13 protein-coding genes are annotated in these 21846 nt (G+C 50.0%); all 13 read left to right on the top strand.

What is annotated here, in order from left to right; all coding sequences use genetic code 11:
* The first annotated feature begins 378 nt into the window (after window positions 1-378).
* The 13 genes from JOD20_RS06740 (at window position 379) to JOD20_RS06680 (ending at window position 21741) form a co-directional block, all read left to right on the top strand.
* The gene (locus JOD20_RS06740; protein ID WP_204754525.1) at window positions 379-9084 is read left to right on the top strand and encodes an FtsK/SpoIIIE domain-containing protein; all 8706 of its coding nucleotides are present in this window, start codon (window positions 379-381) and stop codon (window positions 9082-9084) included.
* A gap of 68 nt (window positions 9085-9152) precedes the next feature.
* Window positions 9153-9782 carry an FHA domain-containing protein gene (locus JOD20_RS06735; RefSeq protein WP_110517187.1) on the top strand — a complete coding sequence of 210 codons (630 nt, stop codon included), beginning with the start codon at window positions 9153-9155 and terminating at the stop codon, window positions 9780-9782.
* A 91-nt stretch (window positions 9783-9873) separates the two neighbouring features.
* Entirely contained in the window at window positions 9874-10137 is a 264-nt protein-coding gene (locus JOD20_RS06730) for a hypothetical protein (protein WP_204754524.1), read from the top strand.
* Window positions 10138-10442: 305 nt separating this feature from the next.
* Window positions 10443-11408 carry a WXG100 family type VII secretion target gene (locus JOD20_RS06725; RefSeq protein ID WP_204754523.1) on the top strand — a complete coding sequence of 322 codons (966 nt, stop codon included), beginning with the start codon at window positions 10443-10445 and terminating at the stop codon, window positions 11406-11408.
* A 19-nt stretch (window positions 11409-11427) separates the two neighbouring features.
* The gene (locus JOD20_RS06720) at window positions 11428-12225 is read left to right on the top strand and encodes a type 2 periplasmic-binding domain-containing protein (protein ID WP_204754522.1); all 798 of its coding nucleotides are present in this window, start codon (window positions 11428-11430) and stop codon (window positions 12223-12225) included.
* A 269-nt stretch (window positions 12226-12494) separates the two neighbouring features.
* A complete protein-coding gene (locus JOD20_RS06715) occupies window positions 12495-13763 on the top strand; it encodes a WXG100 family type VII secretion target (protein ID WP_204754521.1) in 1269 nt (422 codons plus the stop codon).
* A 10-nt stretch (window positions 13764-13773) separates the two neighbouring features.
* A complete protein-coding gene (locus tag JOD20_RS06710) occupies window positions 13774-14259 on the top strand; it encodes a hypothetical protein (protein ID WP_204754520.1) in 486 nt (161 codons plus the stop codon).
* Window positions 14260-14326: 67 nt separating this feature from the next.
* On the top strand, window positions 14327-14734 hold the full coding sequence (locus tag JOD20_RS06705) for a hypothetical protein (RefSeq protein WP_204754519.1): 408 nt from the start codon (window positions 14327-14329) through the stop codon (window positions 14732-14734).
* Window positions 14735-14937: 203 nt separating this feature from the next.
* Window positions 14938-15627 (top strand): hypothetical protein, encoded by a 690-nt coding sequence (locus JOD20_RS06700; protein WP_204754518.1) that lies wholly within the window; start codon window positions 14938-14940, stop codon window positions 15625-15627.
* Between the two features lie 85 nt (window positions 15628-15712).
* Window positions 15713-18064, top strand: coding sequence for an FHA domain-containing protein (locus JOD20_RS06695; protein WP_204754517.1), 2352 nt, complete (start codon window positions 15713-15715; stop codon window positions 18062-18064).
* A 246-nt stretch (window positions 18065-18310) separates the two neighbouring features.
* Window positions 18311-19285: a thiamine pyrophosphate-dependent dehydrogenase E1 component subunit alpha gene (locus tag JOD20_RS06690; RefSeq protein WP_204754516.1), complete on the top strand. Its 975-nt coding sequence runs from the start codon at window positions 18311-18313 to the stop codon at window positions 19283-19285.
* Window positions 19286-19334: 49 nt separating this feature from the next.
* Entirely contained in the window at window positions 19335-20318 is a 984-nt protein-coding gene (locus JOD20_RS06685) for a pyruvate dehydrogenase complex E1 component subunit beta (RefSeq protein ID WP_204754515.1), read from the top strand.
* Window positions 20319-20424: 106 nt separating this feature from the next.
* Window positions 20425-21741: a dihydrolipoamide acetyltransferase family protein gene (locus JOD20_RS06680; RefSeq protein WP_204754514.1), complete on the top strand. Its 1317-nt coding sequence runs from the start codon at window positions 20425-20427 to the stop codon at window positions 21739-21741.
* Window positions 21742-21846: the final 105 nt, after the last annotated feature.

The following is a 21846-nucleotide window of genomic DNA, read 5'->3' as shown; positions in this document are numbered from 1 at the left end:
CATGGGAAACCAGATTATGGCTCTATCGTACCGTAATCTGGATTGCTAGGCGAGGATTGTTGGCACTACTCTACTCATTTATTCAAAAGCTGTCAACCACTAGCCGAAATAGAGGTTTATATGGTATAGTTGACGCGTTACACCAGCAATGCGCAATTTCTCTCCTCGTGCCACTTTTTAGCGTGTGTTCACATCAGATCCGATCAGTGACTGATCGATGGGCGGAATTTTGGAGATGCACCGATGAAAAACTCTATCCAGATGATAGATCGTCCTCCACGGATTCAACCAGAGCTACCTTTCAATAAGTTTGAAATCCCATCCCCGCCAGAAAATCCTGAGGATGCGATTTCGAAACTGATTCAGTTGGCTCTGCCGATGACGATGATTGTGGGTTATGTCTTCGTAACAATGTTTGGAGGGCGCGGCGGCGGCGGCGCTTTGATTCTCATCCCGATGGCATTATCGGTGTTGGCCTCCACAGGCTTCTCAATCTATTCGTTTATTCGTGAGAAAAACCAACGTTTAGAACGTGAACGCCAATATCATGAACAGATCGTTGAATTAAATAAAGATATGCACGGCTATCACGATTTGCAGCGCCGTTTTTATCGCTATAACTATCCTGATACGCCAAATACGATCAAGGTTATTACCGATGCCAAACAAGATTTAGAAAAGCCTGAACGCACCCTGCGCTCAAATGCGCGCATTTGGGAACGACGGGTTTCTGATGATGACTTCGGCTCGGTGCGGCTTGGCATGGGCACATTGCCATCAACCGTGGTTTACGAGGTTAAGAGCGGTGGCAATTTCAGTAGCCCACTCGCTCGTGAAGCCATGAAGCTTGATGCCGATTCGCGCTATGTCTCTGATATTCCGATTATTATCACCTTGCGCTACAAGCCAGAAGACGAAGGCGGCTCGAAAGAAAAGGCAACGCCGATTACGCCAACCACCCATGCCTTGGGGATTGCAGGCGATCGGGATGCTGTCTATGAATCGATTCGCTCGATTTTGGCGCATTATGCGGTTTTCCACTCACCGTCCGATTCACGTTTGTATGTTTTGGCCTCAAAATATAACGAATGGGATTGGGTCGAAACCTTGCCCCACTGTCAGCCAGGCGAATATGAGCAACTTTGTTTCGTCAGCGAAATTAAAGAAGTTGCTGATGATGCCGATGAAGAAGGCGATGAATTAGATCAATACATGGAAGGCATTCGTAAAATTCTATCGCAACGCAAAATGCGCATGGAAGATAACGAAGAAAATAATAATAATTCGGGCCGTGGCAACCCAGGCTTACCATTTATGTTGCTGGTAGTTGACCTGCTCGATATGTATGAAAAAGCTGGCGAGCGGTTGCGCGATATTGAATCGGATGCAGCACTCTCAATCTTGATCGAAGAAGGCCCACAGCTTGGCGCTGCGGTGATCTTCCTCGTGCCAGAACGCAGCAAAGTGCCTGGCGGCTGTAAGTCGGTGATCGAAATTGAACGAACCACGCCAGCAACCAACAGTAAGCAAGCCCAACATCAACAATTATTCTTCCGCTACGCCGAGCAGGGGGTCAACACCTTCCGCTATATCGGGGCTGCTGATAATATTGTTAATCGCGAAGAATCGCGCAAATTGGCCGAAGAACTATCAACCCTCAATTTGCGCCAAAGCGCTGGGGCCAACCTTGCCGATGGCGTTGCCTTCTTCGACCTGATGGGCTATGGCTCACTTGATGAACTCAAGGTCGATGCGATTAAGAATTGGCAACGCAGCACGCAACCTAAATATGCCAACTGGCTGCGCGCCAAGGTTGGTCGCATGTCGGGGAATAAAACCCGGACTTTGGTTTTCTCATCCAAACGTGATGGTGTTCACGGGATGGTCGCAGGCAGTACCGGTTCTGGTAAATCGGAGTTGCTAATCTCGCTGATTGCGGTGATGGCGGTTACCTACGATCCTTCGGTGATTAACTTTGTGTTGGTCGACTACAAGGGCGGTGGCGCATTCAAAGAATTCGAACGCCTGCCCCACTGTGTTGACATCATCACCAACTTGGCTGGCGATGGCGTAACCCGCATGTTTACGGCAATTAAGTCGGAAATGCAACGCCGCCAAGTCTTAAACAACGAAACTGATACCAAAAATATCGTTGAATATCGCAAGAAGAACTTCCACAATACCCACTATCCCTATCCCTATCTGTTTATCATCATCGACGAATTCGCCGAAATGATCGCCGATCGGGCTGAGTATCGGGGCGAGTTGGAAAGTATCACGCGGATTGGGCGTTCGCTCGGGGTTTCGCTGATTCTCGCCGCACAACGGCCTAGCGGGATCACCGACCAAATGCGTTCGAACATCAAGTTCCGGATTAGCTTGCGGGTGGAGACCCAAGGCGAAAGCCGCGAAATGTTGCGCCGCTCGGATGCAGCCTTCTTGCCAACTGGGATTCCAGGTCGGGGCTATCTGCAAGTTGGTAACGAAGAAATTGAATTGATTCAAGTGGCCTACACTGGCGATCCCTATGTTGACCCCAATTCAGTTTCGCAAGAAAAAGTTATTTGGCCAGATCGCCGCCGCGCTGAAGGCGTTGACCCAGGGATTGATACCCAAGATCAAAGCCCACCAGAACTGTACAAGGTCATCGTCAGCACGCTCGATGCTTTGTCACGTGATAATAACGTGCCAATTCAACGGGCACCATGGCCAAACTTCTTGCCACGCGAACTGGCCTTGACCCAACACTTGATCTCAGAAGATCCGAATGTCAATGCAGTTACTTTTGAAGAATATCTGTTGGGCATCGACGAAATTATGGTTGGCTTGCCCCGCGAGCACGATCTGACCTTGAACCCTGCCTTGAACAAATGGATCAATGGGACTTCGGGCTGGGTCGAAGATCTGAACTGGCGTGATTATGCAATGCGGCCAGTGCTTGGCTTGATCGATAATCCCTATGCAGCGAAGCAATTACCCTTGACCGTGGACTTCCCACGCGGCCATGCAGTCGTCTTTGGTGGCTCTGGTTGGGGTAAAACCACCTTCCTGCGCTCGATGCTGATGAGCTTAGCCGCAACCCACTCGCCAAATCAGATGCATATGTATATTCTCGATTTGGGTGGGCGGAACTTTAGCGTGCTGGATAAATTGCCTCACTCAGGTGCGGTGATTATTCCTGACGGTGAAGGCTACGAAGAACGGGTCGAACAATTGCTGCGCGAAATCAACGATATTGTCGATGCACGCAAACTGCTGCTCAACGATGCAGGGATTGCCGATATTTACCAATACAATGCGGTTAATCCAACCAATACCCAGCCAGCAATTTTGGTTGCAATCGATAACTTTGCCGAATTTACCGAAACCTTTGGCGAAGGCCCAGATAGCAACGTCGAAAGCGTGCTCGATAAGCTGATTTCGATTGCGCGCCAAGCCAAGCCGTATGCAATTCACTTCATCATTACCATTGGCAGCCTGGCCGAGCTATCGAACCAAGTCTTTAGCTTATTTACCGAGCGTTACACCTTGAAACTCAGCGATAACACCGAATATCGGTCGATCGTTGGCGGTCGGGTTGACGATATTAATGATATTCCTGGCCGTGGCTATACCAAAGTTGGCCCACAGCCGCTCAGCTTCCAAGTGGCGGTCGCAGCTGGCATCAGCAGCGATGGCTCGCTTGACCCAACGATCGAAATGAAAGAAATCGATCAGTTGGCCCAATTTATGACTGATTATGCCCGCACCAGTGGCAAAAACTATCTCAAGCCACGGCGGGTTGACGCAATGCCCAAGGCGATTCTCTTCAAATCGATGTTGCCCGAAATGTATGCCACCATGCTCCAGCGCGAAATTCGCTTCGATGCCGATCTACGGCCTCAATTGAATAGCCTGATGAGCGAAGCATGGGAAAATAGCATCAAACCAGAAAACGCCGATTGGCTCAAAGTGACGATTGGGGTGATGTCGGGCAATCGGCCACGCACGCTGCAACTCGAAGCCAAAAAAGATGGTGTTCACGGGATGATTGCAGGCGGTACTGGTGCTGGTAAATCGGAATTGCTGATGAGCTTGATCATCGGTTTGGCCGTGCGCTACGACCCCAGTATCCTTAACTTCATTTTGGTCGACTACAAGGGTGGTGGTGCGTTTGATCCCTTCAAGGATATGCCACACACCGTTGATTTGGTGACCAACTTGAATAAATCGCGCGTGCGCCGGATGTTTACGGCAATCAATGCAGAAATGGGCCGTCGCCAAGCGCTGAATGCGCGTACTGGCACCAAAGATATTGTGGAATATCGTGCCAAGGGCTTCCACCTTGACCCACAATGGGGGCCATTCCCGCATCTATTTATCATCATCGACGAATATGCGGAAATGATCAGCGATACGCCTGAGTTCCGCGATGAGTTGGAAAGTATAACTCGGGTTGGACGTTCAATTGGGGTCAACCTCTTGCTGGCCTCACAACGGCCAATCGGGGTTACCGACCAAATGCGCGCCAACATCAAGTATCGGATCTGTTTGCGGGTTGAAGATATTGAAACCAGCCGCGAAATGTTGCGCCGCTCGGATGCAGCCTTCTTGCCAAGCGGCATGCCTGGTCGGGGTTATCTCCAAGTTGGCAACGAAAATCTTGACCTGATTCAAGTTTCGTACACTGGTGAATCATACGATTATGCAGTGGCTGCCGACGGCACTAAAGCCAAGTTCTATGAATTAATCGTGACGATGGCGCAAAATTTACTCCATCCACGACCACGGCCTCAAACGCCATGGCCAGCGCCATTGCCCGATGCAATTACCTACGAACAACCGCTCAACCCACGGTATGTTGATAAAACTTATCTACCATTGATGACCCTTGGCCGTTCGCAACGAATCGCAATCAATGCCTTTGTTGGCGATTGGTTTGAGAATAAAGGTCAGTGGTTTGGAGTCGATTGGAATCACGTGGCAATGCGCGCGGTCGTTGGGGTGCTCGACGATCCAGGTAATGCCCGCCAAATGCCATTGGTGCTCGACTTCAACAAAGGTCACGTAGTGGTTTTCGGCGCTTCTGGTTGGGGTAAAACCACCATGATTCGCTCGTTGGTGTTGAGTTTGGCAGCAACCCACTCGCCCAACGAATTCAATGCCCATGTGCTCGATCTTGGTGGCCGTAACCTTGAAGTCTTGCGCTCCATCCCGCACGTCGGGACGGTGATTCTGCCAGACGAACAAGGCTATGAAGAGCGCATTCAGCAGCTTTGGCGTGAATTGAATAACGTTGTTGATGAACGCAAGAAACTGTTCAGCGATGCCGGGGTTTCAACCCTTTCTGAGTACAACAGCCAAAACGCTGCCAATCCAAAGCCAGCAATTTTGGTGGCAATCGATAACTTCGGCGAATATATCGAAACCTTTGGCGATGATAAGAATAATGATGCCAATAACTTGCTTGAGGTCTTTGTAGCCTTGGCACGCCAAGCGAAAGCCTATGGCTTGCATATTCTGATCACTGCCAGCCGCTTGAATATTCTGTCAAGTAAGCTGTATAGCCTCTTTACCGAACGCTTGACCTTCAAGATTTCTGATTCAGGCGACTATTCGGCCATTGTTGGCGCACGGCTCTTAGAAGTTGAAGAAATTCCTGGGCGTGGTGCGGTCAAAGTTGGCCGCGATGCGCTGAGCTATCACATTGCCTTACCACCAGGCACGATTGGCAAAGCCGATGTCTTGGGCGCTGACGGCCAACCACAAGTGACCGAAAAACTGCAAATTCGCGGTGAAGCTGGCCAAATTCGGGTTATCGGCAAGCATATGAATGCGCATATCGCCAATAATCCTGGCAAATACCAACCACCGTTGGGGATTGCCGCCTTGCCCAAGAGTTCGTCGTATCGCCAAGTGCTGCAAGAAATGCACAACATTGGCCGTGGCGACCGGCCATTTGTCGAAGAACTCAAAGAAGCAACCGCCAAAACCTGGGAATACAACGCAGGCACTGGCAAACAAGCTGGCTGGTTGGCTGCATGTTTGGGGATTGTCTCAGGCAATCGGCCACGCACGCTGCAACTCGAAGCCAAGCGTGACGGTGTTCACGGGATGGTTGCAGGGGGTACTGGTGCTGGTAAATCGGAATTGCTGATGACCTTGATTGTGGGTCTAGCGCTGAATTACTCGCCTGATATTCTCAACTTTGTCTTGGTCGACTTCAAAGGTGGCGGTGCCTTCAAGCCATTCGAAAACATGCCGCATTGTGTGGACATCGTGACCAACTTGAACAAGTCGGCAGTTGATCGTATGTTCACCTCGATTGATGCTGAAATTCGTCGCCGTCAAGCACTCAACGCCATGACTGGCACGAAGGATATTGTGGAATATCGCGAACGTGGCTTCCACAAGAAACCAGAGTTTGGCGCATACCCACACTTGTTCATCATCATCGACGAATACGCCGAAATGTTCGATTCGAACCCTGAATATCTCCCATCGTTGGAAAGTATCACCCGGGTTGGTCGTGCCCAAGGGGTCAACCTCTTGCTCGCTTCGCAACAACCAAAGGGTGTTACCGACCAAATGCGCGCCAATATCAAGTTGCGGCTCTGTCTACGGGTTGAACAGCCAGATACCAGCCGTGAACTCTTGCGCAAACCAGACGCAGCCTTCTTGCCCAACGGCATGCCAGGCCGTGGCTACTTGCAAATTGGCAACGAAAATCTTGAACTGATTCAGGTTTCATACACTGGCGAAAGCCAAATCGACGATCGCGAAGTGGCTGTGCTCTGGCCAGAACGTGAGCCAGAACCAGTTTCAACCAGCGAAGATACACCGAAATTGTTTGATACCGTGGTGCAAATTTCACGTGAGTTGGTCAATTTCCAACCAACGCCAAAACCATGGCCAAATTTCTTACCCGAGCGCGTAAGTTTGCAATCGCCGATTATCAATGCCAAAGACAATAGCATTATTGTCTTCCAGCCAGCCGTAACCGATTGGATCAACGGTGACACTGAACATCTCTGGCCAGGGGTCGATTGGGAAACCGAGGCCATGCGCACCGCAGCCTTGTTGGTTGATGATCCAAATGAAGCAACCCAATTGCCATTTGTCTTTGATTTCAGCACCAATCACTTGGCAATTTATGGTGATTCTGGTTGGGGCAAAACTTCGTTGTTACGCTCGATCATCGCCGGTTTGGCAGCGAGCCACAGCCCCGATGAACTCCACGCCTATGTGGTCGATTTGGGTGGGCGCAACTTCCGTAGCTTGCGCAACTTGCCGCACGTCGGAGCATTAATTTACGCCGACGACGAGACCTTTGAAGAACAAATGCTGCGTTTATTCAGCAAGATGGAACGTTTGACCCGCGAACGCCAACAAATCTTCAGCGATGCAGGGGTCAACACCATCTATGAATACAATAAGCAGTTTCCAGATCAAGCCTTGCCAGCGATTGTGGTTGCAATCGATAACATTGCCATCATCCACGAGAATTACGACGCGGTTGAAGAATCGGTCTTGATTCCATTGGTTCGGCGCTCACTGAGCGTTGGGATTGCCTTTATCGTTACGGCCAACTTCCCAACCAATATGTCAAGCCGCTTTAACAGCTTATTTGGCGAACGGATTACCTTCAAGCAAGGCCAACAAGATCGCTATATGGATATTGTTGGGCGGGGCGCAATTGAATTTGGCGATGTGCCGGGCCGCGGCTATATTCGGGTTGGAAAACGGCCATTGCTCTTCCAAGCAACCTTGCCAGTGGGCTTAGTTGGGCCTGATGGCCGCGACCATCGCAACGAAGCTGAAGAACTTGATTTGATGGGGATGATGATGCAGGCCAAGGTTGAACAACTTGGTGGCATGCGCACCACACCTGATCCAATTCAAATTCTGCCGCAAATTGTGCCATTGCGCGAAATGCTCGATGAAACCAATAAAGTTGCTGAAGGCAAAGTCATTTGGAGCGTCGTTGGCCAAAGCAACAACCTGATGCCAGCCATGTACGATCTCAAAAAGATTGGGCCACACGCAGCGATTGCTGGGCCACCAATCTCTGGTAAAACCACCTTGCTCTACAACTGGGTGCTTTCGCTGGCCGATCGCTACACGCCTGAACAGGTGGCGATGGTCTTGATTGATACCCGCGGACGCTTCTTCAAGTATGGTGGCAAACGCAGCCTTGCTGATTTGCCGCACGTCTTGCAAACCGTCAGCGAAATCGATCAAATGGGTCCATTGTTGGAAAATCTACAAATCGAGTGTCAGGCATTCGCCCAGCAAGCGATTAACCGCCCAGTCTATATCTTCATCGATAACTTTGAAGATTTCAGCGACGAAGCAGAAAGCAAGCGTTCAGTGATGAACGATATGGCAGTGCTGACTCGGCGCTACGGTGGCGAAGGTGTGTTTGTCATTATTGCAGGCACGCTCGATGGTGGGGTCAATGATCTGCGCCGCCGCGTTATGAGCGCCAACTTTGGGATTGGTCTACGGACAGCCCAAGCGGTGGAATCATTACGGGTTATGCGCACCCCAAGCGAAGTTCGGGGCAAAGAATTGCCAATGGGTCGGGGCTTTATGGTCAAAGCAGGTCAAACAACCTTGATCCAAGTGGCCAGCCCGTATACCGATGGCAGCCATATTGTCACCGAAGATGCCAGCGATGAAGCCGAACGGATCATCACAGCCCTTGACGGCTGGGTTGAAACCATCAGCGAACGCTACCCAGAACGGGCAGCCTGGTCAAGTGGGGCGATTACGATTGGCGATAAACCAGTCAGCATGGAACAAGACCCGACAGTTGCTCGAATGTCGGCGCTGATTCGCCAAGGTATCCAACGCTTGATGCCACGCATCAAAGAGGCAAACGGCGATAGCAATATTGCTGAAGCGATTATGCAAAACTATATTTCAATGGATTTTGCAAGCTGGAATAGCTCCGAGCGCCTGCGATCGATGCTGCACCAAATGTTGGTCGATCAGCATATGCACGATGGCCTCGATCTCGAAACCGCGACAATGATGGCCGACATGACCAGCAGCGATGATGAATCGTTGATTTTGACCTTCGAAGGAACCTTAGAAAGCTAAAGTAATGGGGAGCGATCGACGCTGTTGGCTCGCTCCCCAAGCATAGTACCGTGTGAGGAGTTACTTTCATGGGTGCCAAACAAGCCCGCTTTGAACTTTTTATCGATGTCTATGAAAAGAAGCAACAAGTTGCTCAAACACTCACCAACATTCCTACCGGAGAGCTTGTTGAATCGATTTTGAAGGAATTTCGGCGTGACTTCGATTTTCTTGGTCAAAATCCCGATGCCTATTGCTTGATGAAGCAAGATGGCAGCGTCTTAAGCAATAATCGCACACTCGATAAACAAGTTTCGAATAAAGAACGCTTGATATTTAGTGAAGCAATGCCAAATATGCCAGAAGATGGCCAGCCAATGGCACGTCGGATTTACTTACGTGAGCATCCAACGGGCAATAGTTATCGCCTCCACTGGCAACCAGCAATCGTTGGCCGCTTCGACAATCAAGCAAGCAACGATCTATTGGCAGTTGATTTGGGCAGCCACCCTAATGGGTTGCGGGTTTCACGGCGGCAATTTGAAATTACCGAAACTGGCGGTCATTTCTATATTGAAAGCCTCTCGCCAAACCCAACGACGATTACCGATTCGACGGGTCGGCCCATTCAGGTTGATCGCCGCCAAGTCTTACAGCATGGCGACTTGATCACGCTGGATCGGAGCCAAATTACCTTTAAAGTCATTATTTCGGATTAAACTATTCGCCGAAAAATCAATATGCAGTTAAAATAGCGCTTGGTTCACACCAGCGCTATTTCTCTGCGCAAATTAATACTCAGGAGGATGTATGAGCGATTTAGAACACCTACAAAGTTTGGTTGAAGACGCATTTATGGAAGCACCATTAATGTATACCAATGGTTTTATCAATGGTCTAGGTTCAACCGATGCCTATACCGTGTTACAAACCAATGGCCGCGCGGTTGCCGTCGTCAATATGTCATTGCCAGTTGCCAAAACGCTTGGCCAAGGGCTTTTGGCCATGATTGCAGCCTATGAACAACAAACTGGTGAAACCGTAGCAACCCTCGACCAAATCCACGGACGCTAAACCACAACTAGCTCAAACGAGATATTCCGACTATTGCTAGTTGCATCTCGTTTGAGCATTTCAAGGCCGCAAATGAGTTAAAAAATCCATCAAAAGCCCCTCTTGTAAACCAGCAATCCATCGAGTATGCTTGCAGAGTCAATTGTATTTCCTTGGTAAGGCTGCGCCTTTTATTGTAGTCTTAACTGAGAAGAATAGGTGCTTAACCAAGGTTTAACCTGATTAAGCATCAAGCATAATCATTGGCTAGTATTGCTAGCAATGATAAAACTTCTGTTCTTTTTATACCCGATGGAGTTTGTGTCATGCCTCAAGAAACCGTTCAGGCGAAGTACGATGTGTTGGATCAGGTTGCCAGCCGTTTTGGCAAGGCTGCTGATACAACAACTGCTATTTTCAAATCGATTGAAAGTATTGCAGCCCGCTTAGAAGCTGGTGAATGGCAAGGTGATGCGCAAAAGGCATTTAGCGCTGAATTTCGGGGCGAAGTTCAACCTGCCTTCACGCGCTTGACCACGTTGTTTAACCAAGCCCAAAGCACAACCGTTGAAATCAAAAAAATCTTCCAACAAGCAGAAGAAGAAGCTGCTGGGTTGTTCAAAGGCTCATTGATGGGCGGTGGCAACGGCAACGGCAATGGTAGCGGCAATGGCAGCGGCAGCGGCCAAGCAGGTGATGGCAGTGGCCAAGCCGGCAATGGCGACAAACAAGGCAGCGGCCCAACCGTCAAGGGCAAAGTTAAAATCCATACCTACGATTACAAAACCAAAACCGGCGAAACCAAGCCACAATTGAAGCTTGGGGTAAGTGGCGCGTTGCTCGAAGGCAAAGGCGATTTACTTAAAGTCGACGGCCCAATTCCCTATACCCTCAAAGGCAAATACCAAGTTGGCTATGGCGAAGTTGGGATTGGCTTAGGCATGAATGGCGAGAAAAAATTCACCATTGGGCCATACGGCGAAGCAACCGTTGCTAAAGGCGAATTAACTAATGTCTATGGCAACAAAAACTTAGGCTATACCGAAACCCTCGAAGGCAAAGCGCTTTCAGTTGAAGGTTTCGCTGGCATCAAAGATGGCTCACTTGGCGCAACCGTTGGTGGCACCTTGGTTTCGGTTACCGGAAGCAAAGGCGTAAACGTCGCTGGGGTTAATGTTGGGGTGAGTGCCGAAGTTGGCCTCAAGGCTGAGCTTGGCTTTAGCATTGGCAAAACCACCAAAGTCAAGTTGCCATTTGTTTCATTTGGCATCTCGTTTGGCGGAGCGAAGTAACATAGAGGGGTTTTAACCGATGGATGGACTTATTCTGGAGCGCAACGAGTTTTTGGTCTTACTCGAAGCTGCCCGCACCAATAAAATTATTGGCTTAGATAATGAAAGCTTGATTCCCCACGATCAAGCAAGCCATCTGGCCGCCTTGAATCAAGGGGTTCAAGGTTTGGTTGCCAAAGAATTAGCGACGATCAGCGACGATGAAACCGTCATGATCGAACGCGAAATCTTAGAATTCTCACAAATTGTGGCGTTTCCCGATGTTGCCTTTATCACGACCCGCGAAACGCCCGATACTGGTGGCCAGCTCTTTTTGCACTATGTCAACCAATTAGGCATTGTTGAGCAAACTCTGCCAACCGAGAATCAACATCGCTTGGCGTTTTTGCCTGATATGCTGGTGCTGTTTGATCGTTTGGCGTTTTTGTTGGAAGTGCAACCAAGCAAAGCCTTCGAAGCCAGCATGCGCCTCAGCCAAGACGAATTCTTGGCGATCAAAGGCTTGGCAGAAGATCGCGCTGATGCCCAAGCCTTGAACCGCTTAACTGCGGCTGGGCTTGAGCAACAAGCTGCCCAAAGCCTGATCGAGGCAATTCAAGCGCCAGTGTTCAGTGCTTCGTTGGCAATTGTGCGTTGCGAAGATACCGAAATCGTCGATGCGATTAATCCAGCAATTCTGCAAGGGCCAAGTAGCGCTTGGGCAATTCAGCTCGACGAAACTAACCCTGAAGTGTTTGAAGTGCAGTCAATTGATCAAGCATGGTTGCGCGAGCATATTCAGCGTTGGTTTGAACAATTGGCCACCGCAGCGTTATAAATTGGCCTTCATGAAGCTATTCTAGCAAACCAACAAACCATCCACAAACTAGCGCTCGTAGCCAGTTTGTGGATGGTTTTTAATTTTGATCGTTGTTCAAAAGGTAGGATTTTGGTATACTGAAATTGGAGTATTGGAGTGTTGCTACGCCTCATGGGTTATTTTCTCTTTAATCAATTTGGTCTTTTTATTGGCTCCCAAGCTCATGAGCAGCCCACCCTAGCACTCTAAATCGACTATCAACCCCATTACAACCTAGGAGCAGTGTCATGAGCAAGGAAGTTGTTCAGATACAGTATGAGCAAACCGCACAGGTGGCTCAGCGTTTCGGTCGCCTCAAGCAAAACGTTGAGCAATTGCAAACGACAATTCGCAATACCGGCCAACAATTGAACGACAGCTGGAAAGGCGATGCCAGCGTTGCCTTTGCCAAAGAACTCAACGACGAAATCTTCCCAACCTTCAATCGCTTGATCAACGCGTTCCAAACAGCCCAACAAGTTACCCTCGAAATCCAAAAAATCTTTAGTCAAGCCGAAGAAGAAGCTGCTGGTTTATTCAAAGGCTCGTTGCTCGGCAATGCTGAAGGTGGCAAGGGCGGCGGTAGTTGGCTCGATAGCGTTGGCGGGTTCTTCAGCAGCGTTGGCAATGGGGTCAAAGATTTCTTCGTTGGCGCAGGCAAAGAACTCAAGGATATGGTGGTCGGCGTTTGGAATATGGTCACCAATCCAGTCGAAACGGTTAAAGGTATTTGGCACGCAGTAACCCATCCAAGTGAGTTCTGGGAAGCATTCAAAGCGCCCTATGTCGAAGCTTGGGAGAATGGCCGCCCATGGGAAGCAATTGGCCGTGGCACGATGTTTATCGGCTCGATCTTAATCGGCACCAAAGGCGCTGATAAGGTTGGTAAAGCAGCTAAGCTCAGCAAAGCAGCGACCGTTACCGATGCAGCCGCTGATATTGCCCGTGTCAGCACTCCGCTCCAAGCAGCTGGCGATATTGGCGCACTGGCCAAAGGCGGCAGCGCAGAAACCGCCATGGCTCGCTATATTGCCAATCAATCAAGCCATGTTGGCACAGGCACAGCCTTGACTGATCGAGTAGTATTAGGGGCATTCAAAGCTGACCCAGCGTCAGGCTTCCTTGGCTATATCGGCGAAGCGAATGCGCATGGCGGACGCTATTTCAGCACCACCGCCGAAGTTTGGGATGCGCTCAAGCCAATTGCTGAAGGCGGCAATAATCGCATCTGGCCAGTCAACCGCGAATTCTTGCAATCGCAGCTTGAAAGCGGCATTAGCCGAATCGATATTAAGGGCAGCTCGATTGACGATATTTTGACCAAGCGCCCTCAATCGTATAGCGCGATGGAAGTGCGCTTTATGCAAAGCCAAGCCTACCAATATGGCTACCGCCAAATTGGCGATAGCTGGATCAAGACTGGCGACTGGCGCGCAAGCACTGGCGGACGGGTGGCTGGCGGCAGCATAGGCCCAGGCGGCGAAGTTTTGCAAACCAGCCAATCCTTGAACGATTAAGAGGTTTTCTGTGAGCAACGATTGTGGCCAGTGCCAAGGCTATATCAGCTATGTTGAGCAACAATTGAGCAGCTATTTGGAGTTTGGTCAATTTCGCCGCGTCCAATGTGATGCCCAAAACAACGGCTTGGAATGCTTGGCCTTGTATCATTCGCCAAGCTGCCAACTGTTGATTCAACGCACCGATGGCGCTGATTATTGCGCTTTAGGCACATTTGATGCGCCATTTTTGACCGATCAAATTCTCGACGTTGATGGCTCGCAAGGCTGGTTCAATCTGGTCTATTTGTTGGAGTATCGAGCCAACAAAAAAATCATGACCCAGCGGGTAATTGAACAATTTTGGGATGGCAGCCTCGATTATCATCAATGGCTGGCCCAATTGCTCGCAGGCCAATTTGAGCAGCTGTTGGCGATGTTCGCGCCTGGCGCACCAGCCACATGGCTCGCTGATTATATTCAATTTATGCAGCGGCAGCGCTACTACGGCGCATAAACGGCTTGCTGGCCTGCAAACCAAGCAAGCGGTTGTGGGCCAGCAAGCGTTCGGTAGAGGAACATCGATGGATTCGCATTGTGCAGCATGTCAGGGCTTTATCAACTACGCGGAACGCTGTCTCCAGCGCCATTTGCAAGCCCATCAATTTGTGCGCCAACAGTGCGATGCCCAGCATGGTGGCAGAGAATGTCTGGTTTTATACCATTCGCCCATGTGTAATGCCTTGCTCATGCTTTCTGATGGCGAGTACAGCGTTGCGCTTGGTCGACATACTGCCCCGTTTCTGACCAACCAACACCTTAAACTCGATGGCTCCCAAGGTTGGTACAATGTACTCGATTTGCTTGATCGTCAGGCAAACCAATTGCAACGCTTATGGCACAGCTTCAATCGCCATAAATCCAATGATCTTGCATGGGTGGCAAAGCAACTTGATGGAAAGCTCGCCCAACTTATAACGCTCTTTAACTAAGATGATCATGGCTATTCCAGCAAGGCTACGATTGCACATGCATGCCAAGCATTGGAGCACATCATCAAAACCAATCTCGTAGCGTTAAGCAGCCCATGACAATTCATGAGGATGGTCATTTTACCGAAGAGCTGGTCGCATCATCATCACGTCTAGCGCGAATTCCTGAGTGAGTTGTCTGAACTAGTATCGAGGTGGCCCGAATGAATCGTTTTGTACTCACCCAGGCAGAATTAGCGATTATCCTCCATTATCTGGTTGGCGAAGCACTCGCCATTCATAATACAACCAATGATCTGGCGGTTAGTGCTGAACAGCTGCAAACTGCCGAAGATGAGCTGTATGATCGTGGAATTTTACTGCGCGATCCCTATAGCAACCAACTCACGATCACGGGGGAATTAGCGCTCATTTTGGAGGCAACCCTCCAGCCAAGCACGCTGGCAATTTTGAGCATTACCGAGCGTGAAGGCACAGGTTTACCCAAATACTTTAGCTTTACCGATGAATTAATCGTGCTCAATTATGTCGACTCACAAGGCTTGCAAACCTTTCTCGAATTGGGTACACTCGATCATGTCATTAAACAGATTATCGAACTAACAACTCAGCCAACCATGGGCAATGCCAACAATCTACCATCCACCGCCGAACTCACCGCATTAATGCCCGAGGCTGATAAAGCCGCTTTACTGCTGATCATCAAGGAGCCAGCCGCCGCAACCAGCCAACCAACCAGCCTTTCATGGTTGATGGCCCACGCCGCACTGTGGTTGGCCAACCCACAAGCTGCCAAACCAGAAACAACACCAGCGCAGCAGATTGATCAAGCGATGTTAAGCGACCTGTTACATACAACAATCAGGGCGCATCTTGTTCAACCCCCATCCTAATTAGCCTACAGTACTAAGGGATGGTATACTGCGCCGTATCCTTAATTGGTCAAGCCGTTTTTAGTTGCTGGAATGAGTGTTAACCATGAGAAAGCATAGTTGGTTCACCATCATCGCATTGCTCAGCCTCTTGTGGGTTGTGCCTGCGCCTGCCCACTCCCAAGACGATAAACCTGAAGTCGTGATTAATCACACCGTGGTTAAGGAAGAAGCGACGCTTAAGGTTGAGACCTACTTTAGTGTCCGGTTTCCAAATGGCGAGGCTGTCACAGTCGATAAGATTGCGGCAACCAATATCGTTTTGCCGGTGAGTCAGCAAACTATCCCGGCAACTCCAATCGACCCAACTACCCCCATCAAAATTGCGATTGTGCTTGATCAAAGCGGTAGCATGGCCGACTATGTTGGCATCGTCAAAGAAGCTGCAATGCGTGCGGTTGATGAGGCTCCTGCAGGCGCGCTGATTGGGTTATTTACCTTCACCCGCATCGGGAGCAACGATGAATATCTGCCTAAAGTTGATTTTACTGAGAACCGCAATGATGTAAAGAATTACATCCGTGATAGCTACATTTCAGAACCAGGTGGCGAAACCTGTTTGTATACCGCCGCCTATCTGACAACCAACTTTATGCTCAATCGCTTGCAACGAGACGAACGACGCGCGGTCATCCTCTTTACCGATGGCAAAGACGAAGATCGCCAAGGCAATCAATGCAGCGACAAGAACGTGATTGACGTGACGACTAAGGCAAACCCACGGCCTGGAACGATTACGCCAATTTACACCATTGGGCTGTGTGCCGCTGGTAATTGTGCCCGGATCAATCCGGAAATTCTTGACCAAATTTCCAAAGAAACCTATGCCATTTCGTTCCAAGGCGCTCCCGATCAAATGGCCGATGGCTTCTTTCGAATCATGAATAGCATCAAAAACCAGAAGATGGCGCGGGGTGATTTGCGACCTTGTGGCGATACCCAAGCTACCTTGCGCGTCGAACTGGTTGATGGCACCGAGGTTGCAAATACGATTTCCTTGGGCCAAACCAAGTGTTATTTGCCGATTGCCAGCAAAGCCAAAATTAGCAATATTCAAGCGCTACCACTTGAGCAAAAATATTCATTCAATTTCACGGTTACTAACAATAGCCCGGTTGAAATGAATAAAATTGAGGTTAAAGCCTCAAATCCGAATGGGATTATTGCCCATACCGAAACGATCAGTGTGAGCATCCCATCACAAGGAACCCAAGATATTGCTTTGCAGATGAGCGATACTGCGTTGAAAGATGCAGGTAAGTATACATTGCAAGTGTTTGCCTACAGTAGCGAGGGCTTCTTATTTACCAGCCAAGAAGGTAAAACCGAGCTGCTGGCAACCGAAGCCTTTAACCACGTGCCAATTCCAATTACCTTTGAGATTCGCTCTAACCCCGTCGTCGATTATACCCAAGACGCAATTCGGATCGATGACGTTGAAATTGGCGACGAACAAGAAATTATCGATCCAAAATTCACTTTTTATCGCGTGCGCCTGTTACGCGAAAATCTGCAAGTGTTCGAATCAGATCGCTTTCCGCTTGACCCAACCAATCCTAAAATTTCGATTCCTCTTGCGACTATTCCGCAAGAATTAATTCCAACCGAGCAACAAACGACGCTCAACATGCAGATTATCTTGGAAACATCAAACGTTCGGCCAATCGAATCGCCGATCAAGAGTTTCTTGTTTCCCGTCAAACCAAAAGAGCCATTCCTCAAGCGCTATGGTATCTATGTGCTGATCGCGTTGGTGATTATAGCGATCGCCGCAGGCTTCTGGTATCTGTGGCGCAATCGCAAGCCCAAGGCTGGCAATGTGCCAATGCCATACAACCCACCAACCCAAGCCTTTAATCGGATTGATTTGCCTGGCGTAAACCCAGCAGCGCGCCAAAATCCCAACCAACAGCAGCAACAACAGCAACAATCGGCTGTTCGGCCAGCGCCAAATTCAGCAGCAAATCAGCCAGCACGCTATAACAGCCCTGCGTCAAGTACGAACGCCAGCATTCCAACCGCCCATTTCGATGGTGGCATGCCCGATAACGGCGCAACCATGATTTATACGCCGCCAGTGTCGCAAGGCCGCCAGCAGCAATTGAATGTGCGGGTTGTGCAAACACCAGAGCGTAGCCAATTGCAAAATCAAACAATTAGCATGTTCCCATGTACCATCGGGCGCAGCGAAGCCAGCGTGATCATCACCGGCGATAAGTTGCTCTCACGCCAACATGTGGAAATTAGCTTGATCGGCGGGCAATTCTATGTGGCCGACTTAAGCAAGAACGGCTTGTTTATCAACGAACAACGCCAGCAAGCTAATACGCCAATTCAATTGCGCTTGCCTACGACCATTCGGCTTGGTCAAGATACCTATATTGAGTTAAGCCAATAACCAAGGGCAGTTTCAGCAACGAGGGTAGCAGCAATGCTACCCTTTTTGATTGGAGCTAGTGCCAACACTCAACAGTGGTGACAGCGCAAGCGAGGCTTTATGCTATACTTGTCATATAGGCCGTGTCAACGAGGACAACGCCAGTTTTTCCTTGCTTGCCCTTGCCTCGGTCGTTATACCGGGGTTTTTAACTTAACAGGGTTCGACGGACGAACAAAGTAATCCTTCATATGAGGAGTTGCCTTCATGGAGCAAGAACGCGATCAATCGCGATTGTTAGCAATGTATCACACGATGGTTTTGGCTCGTTCGCTTGATGAGCGAATGTGGCAATTGAATCGTCAAGGCAAAGCCCCGTTTGTTATTTCATGCCAAGGTCACGAGGCTGCTCAAGTAGGCGCAGCCTTTGCAATGCGCCCCAAACACGACTGGATCGTGCCATACTATCGTGATTTAGCAATGATGTTGGCCATGGGCATGACTCCGCGCGAAGTAATGCTTGGCTTATTGGCCAAAGCTGAAGATCCCAGCAGCGGCGGTCGCCAAATGCCAGCCCACTATAGCCATCGCGCCTTGAATATCGTTTCGCATTCTTCGCCAACCGGCACTCAAGTCCCCCACGCTGTTGGCATCGCCATGGGCGCTCAAATGCGCGGCGATGATATTGTGGTTTGGACAGCCTTCGGCGAAGGTACCTCATCACAGGGCGATGTCCACGAAGCCATGAACTTGGCTGGCGTGATGAAATTGCCAGTCATTTTCTTCTGCCAAAACAATGGCTACGCCATTTCAGTGCCCCAGCACAAACAAATGGGCGTTGAAAATGTCTCCGATCGCGGCCCAGGCTATGGTTTCCCTGGCATTACCGTCGATGGCACCAATGTGCTCGAAGTCTACGAAGCAATGACTGCTGCGGTCGAACGGGCACGCCGCGGCGATGGCCCAACCTTAATCGAGGCCAAATGTGTGCGTTTGACCGCCCACTCCTCTGATGATAACGATCGCACCTATCGCTCACCTGAAGATATTAAGGCCATGCGAACTCGCGACCCAATCGCCAGCTTCGAGCATTTCTTGCGCGATGAAGGCATGCTCGATGATGCCAAAGTTGCGGCAATTCGGGCCGAAATCAAAGAAGTGGTCAATGATGCAACAGCCTATGCTGAAGCAGCACCCTTGCCCGACCCAAGCACCGTCCAAAAATATGTCTTTGCAGAATAAGGTGGCGGTTGCAAGCAGGCAGTTTCGCTCTGTATCATAGAGGTATCACGTGGCAGAATTAAATCTTTTAGAAGCGATCAACCAAGCGCTTGACCAAGCAATGGCCAACGACGAGCGCGTCTATATCATCGGGGAAGATGTCGGTCAACGCGGCGGGGTGTTTCGGGTTACCGATGGGTTGCACGCCAAATATGGCGAAAAACGGGTGATCGACGCGCCACTCGCTGAATCAATTATTATTGGTTCATCTATCGGCGCTGCAATGTATGGCATGCGGCCAATTGCCGAAATTCAATTTGCCGATTTTATCTTCCCAGCTTTCAACCAAATTATTAGCGAAGCAGCCCGCATGCGCTATCGCTCAAACAATACTTGGGAAGTGCCGCTGGTCATTCGCGCACCGTATGGTGGCGGGATTCACGGCGCACTGTATCATTCGCAAAGCATCGAGGCCTTTTTTACTCACATTCCAGGCCTCAAAGTTGTTGCCCCATCAACGCCCTACGATGCCAAAGCCATGCTCTTGGCCGCAATCGATGATCCCGATCCGGTGCTCTTTTTGGAGCACAAAAAATGCTATCGTTTGATCAAAGGCTATGTGCCCGATGAGCACTACACGGTGCCAATTGGCAAAGCCGATATTGCCCGCGAAGGCAGCGATGTTTCGGTCATCACCTATGGCATGATGCGCCACTACGCAGTCGAAGCCGCCGAAATGCTGGCTGGCGAAGATATTAACGTCGAAGTCGTCGATTTGCGCTCGCTCGTGCCACTTGATCGCGAAACAATTATCAATTCGGTCAAGAAAACTAGCAAAGTGCTGGTGCTCTACGAAGATAATTTGTTCGGCGGCTATGGCGCAGAAGTAGCAGCAATTATCGCCCAAGATGGCTTTGAATATCTCGATGCGCCAGTGCAACGCTTGGCTGGCTTGGATATTCCAGCAATGCCCTACAGCACGCCGCTCGAAAATGAGTTTTTGCCAACGCCCAGCAAAATTGCCGATACGCTGCGCGATTTAGTGAATTATTAGGTAGCGCTCTATTGCCCTCACCCCCAACCCCTCTCCCACAGAGCGGGCGAGGGGAGTCAATAAATCATTAGAGTCCATAGCCTTCGCTAGCATAGAAAGGACTGGAATGTCCGTCGAATTTAAGATGCCAAAACTTGGTGAGAGCGTCACCGAGGGAACGGTTGGCCGCTGGCTGAAGCAGCCAGGCGATACCCTTGAACTGTACGAGCCAATGCTCGAAGTTACTACCGATAAAGTTGATACCGAAATTCCTGCGCCAGTTAATGGCCGCTTGCTCGAAATTCGGGTCAACGAAGGCGATACTGTCCCAGTTGGCACGGTGATTGCGGTGTTGGAAGATAGTAGCAGCGCCACGGTTGCCGCCGATGCAGCGCCTGCCGCTCCAGCGGTAGCAACCCCAACCAGCAGCAACAATGGCGGCAGCAATAGCTTTATGTCGCCAGTGGTTGCGCGCTTGGTTAGCCAACACAACCTCGATATTAAGCAAATTGCTGGCACTGGCAAAGATGGCCGCGTAACTAAGCAAGATGTTGAGCGCTTTGTGGCTCAACGTGATGCGGCGAAGCCAACGCCAGCACCAATGCCAACGCCAACGCCAAGCGCAACGCCAGCCCCAATGCCCGTGATTAAGCCAAGCGCAACTCCAGCGCCCATGCCAACGATCACTGGCAGTTTGCTGGCTAAACCAGTGGCTTATACGCCACCAGCCGCAGCTCCAAGCATCGAGCAATTTGCTGGCGATGAGTTGCAACCGTTGAGCGGCATGCGGCGGGCAATTGCCGAGCATATGGTGCGTTCTAAGGCAACTTCGCCCCACGTTACCACGGTGATGGAAGTTGATCTCAGCACGATCATCGCCCATCGCGAGCAGCACAAGGCTGATTTCGAGCGCCAAGGGGTAAAATTAACCTTTACGCCGTATTTTGTGCAAGCAACTGTGGCTGGGCTGCGAGCAGTGCCAATTGTCAATGCAACCTACACCGATGAAGGCATTTTGCTACACAAAGCGGTTAATGTTGGCATGGCGGTCGCAATTCCCGATGGCTTGATTGTGCCAGTGCTGCATAACGCCGATGAAAAGAGCTTGCTTGGGCTTTCGCGCACGGTCAACGATTTGGCCGAACGCGCCCGAACCCGCCGCCTGACTGCCGATGAGGTCAAAGATGGCACCTTCACGATTACCAATCACGGGGTGAGCGGTTCGTTATTTGCCATGCCAATCATCAATCAGCCGCAATCGGGAATTTTGGGCATTGGCGCAATTCAAAAGCGCCCAGTTGTGGTTACGCTGAATGGCGCTGATGCCATTGCAATTCGGCCAATGTGTTATCTCAGTTTCACCTTCGATCATCGCTTGATCGATGGCGCAACCGCCGATAAATTCTTGGCCACGGTCAAGCAGCAGCTTGAGCAGTTCGCCTAAATCAAAATTAGCCAAAGACGCTGCTCATGGTTATCAGCAGCGTCTTTGAGTTTAAAGCAAAAAATCATTTACACTAGCTAGCTAGCCTGCTATGATAGACACGAT

Origin of the sequence: Herpetosiphon giganteus (assembly GCF_016907925.1) — a bacterium.
Taxonomy (GTDB): domain Bacteria; phylum Chloroflexota; class Chloroflexia; order Chloroflexales; family Herpetosiphonaceae; genus Herpetosiphon; species Herpetosiphon giganteus.
This window is presented reverse-complemented; position numbering and strand designations above follow the sequence as displayed.

Coding starts and splice junctions, on each gene's coding strand:
- JOD20_RS06700 (WP_204754518.1), top strand. CDS start 14,938: ATGAATCGTTTTGTACTCACCCAGGCAGAATTAGCGATTATCCTCCAT.
- JOD20_RS06715 (WP_204754521.1), top strand. CDS start 12,495: ATGAGCAAGGAAGTTGTTCAGATACAGTATGAGCAAACCGCACAGGTG.
- JOD20_RS06740 (WP_204754525.1), top strand. CDS start 379: ATGACGATGATTGTGGGTTATGTCTTCGTAACAATGTTTGGAGGGCGC.
- JOD20_RS06690 (WP_204754516.1), top strand. CDS start 18,311: ATGGAGCAAGAACGCGATCAATCGCGATTGTTAGCAATGTATCACACG.
- JOD20_RS06705 (WP_204754519.1), top strand. CDS start 14,327: ATGGATTCGCATTGTGCAGCATGTCAGGGCTTTATCAACTACGCGGAA.
- JOD20_RS06725 (WP_204754523.1), top strand. CDS start 10,443: ATGCCTCAAGAAACCGTTCAGGCGAAGTACGATGTGTTGGATCAGGTT.
- JOD20_RS06730 (WP_204754524.1), top strand. CDS start 9,874: ATGAGCGATTTAGAACACCTACAAAGTTTGGTTGAAGACGCATTTATG.
- JOD20_RS06680 (WP_204754514.1), top strand. CDS start 20,425: ATGTCCGTCGAATTTAAGATGCCAAAACTTGGTGAGAGCGTCACCGAG.
- JOD20_RS06695 (WP_204754517.1), top strand. CDS start 15,713: ATGAGAAAGCATAGTTGGTTCACCATCATCGCATTGCTCAGCCTCTTG.
- JOD20_RS06735 (WP_110517187.1), top strand. CDS start 9,153: ATGGGTGCCAAACAAGCCCGCTTTGAACTTTTTATCGATGTCTATGAA.
- JOD20_RS06720 (WP_204754522.1), top strand. CDS start 11,428: ATGGATGGACTTATTCTGGAGCGCAACGAGTTTTTGGTCTTACTCGAA.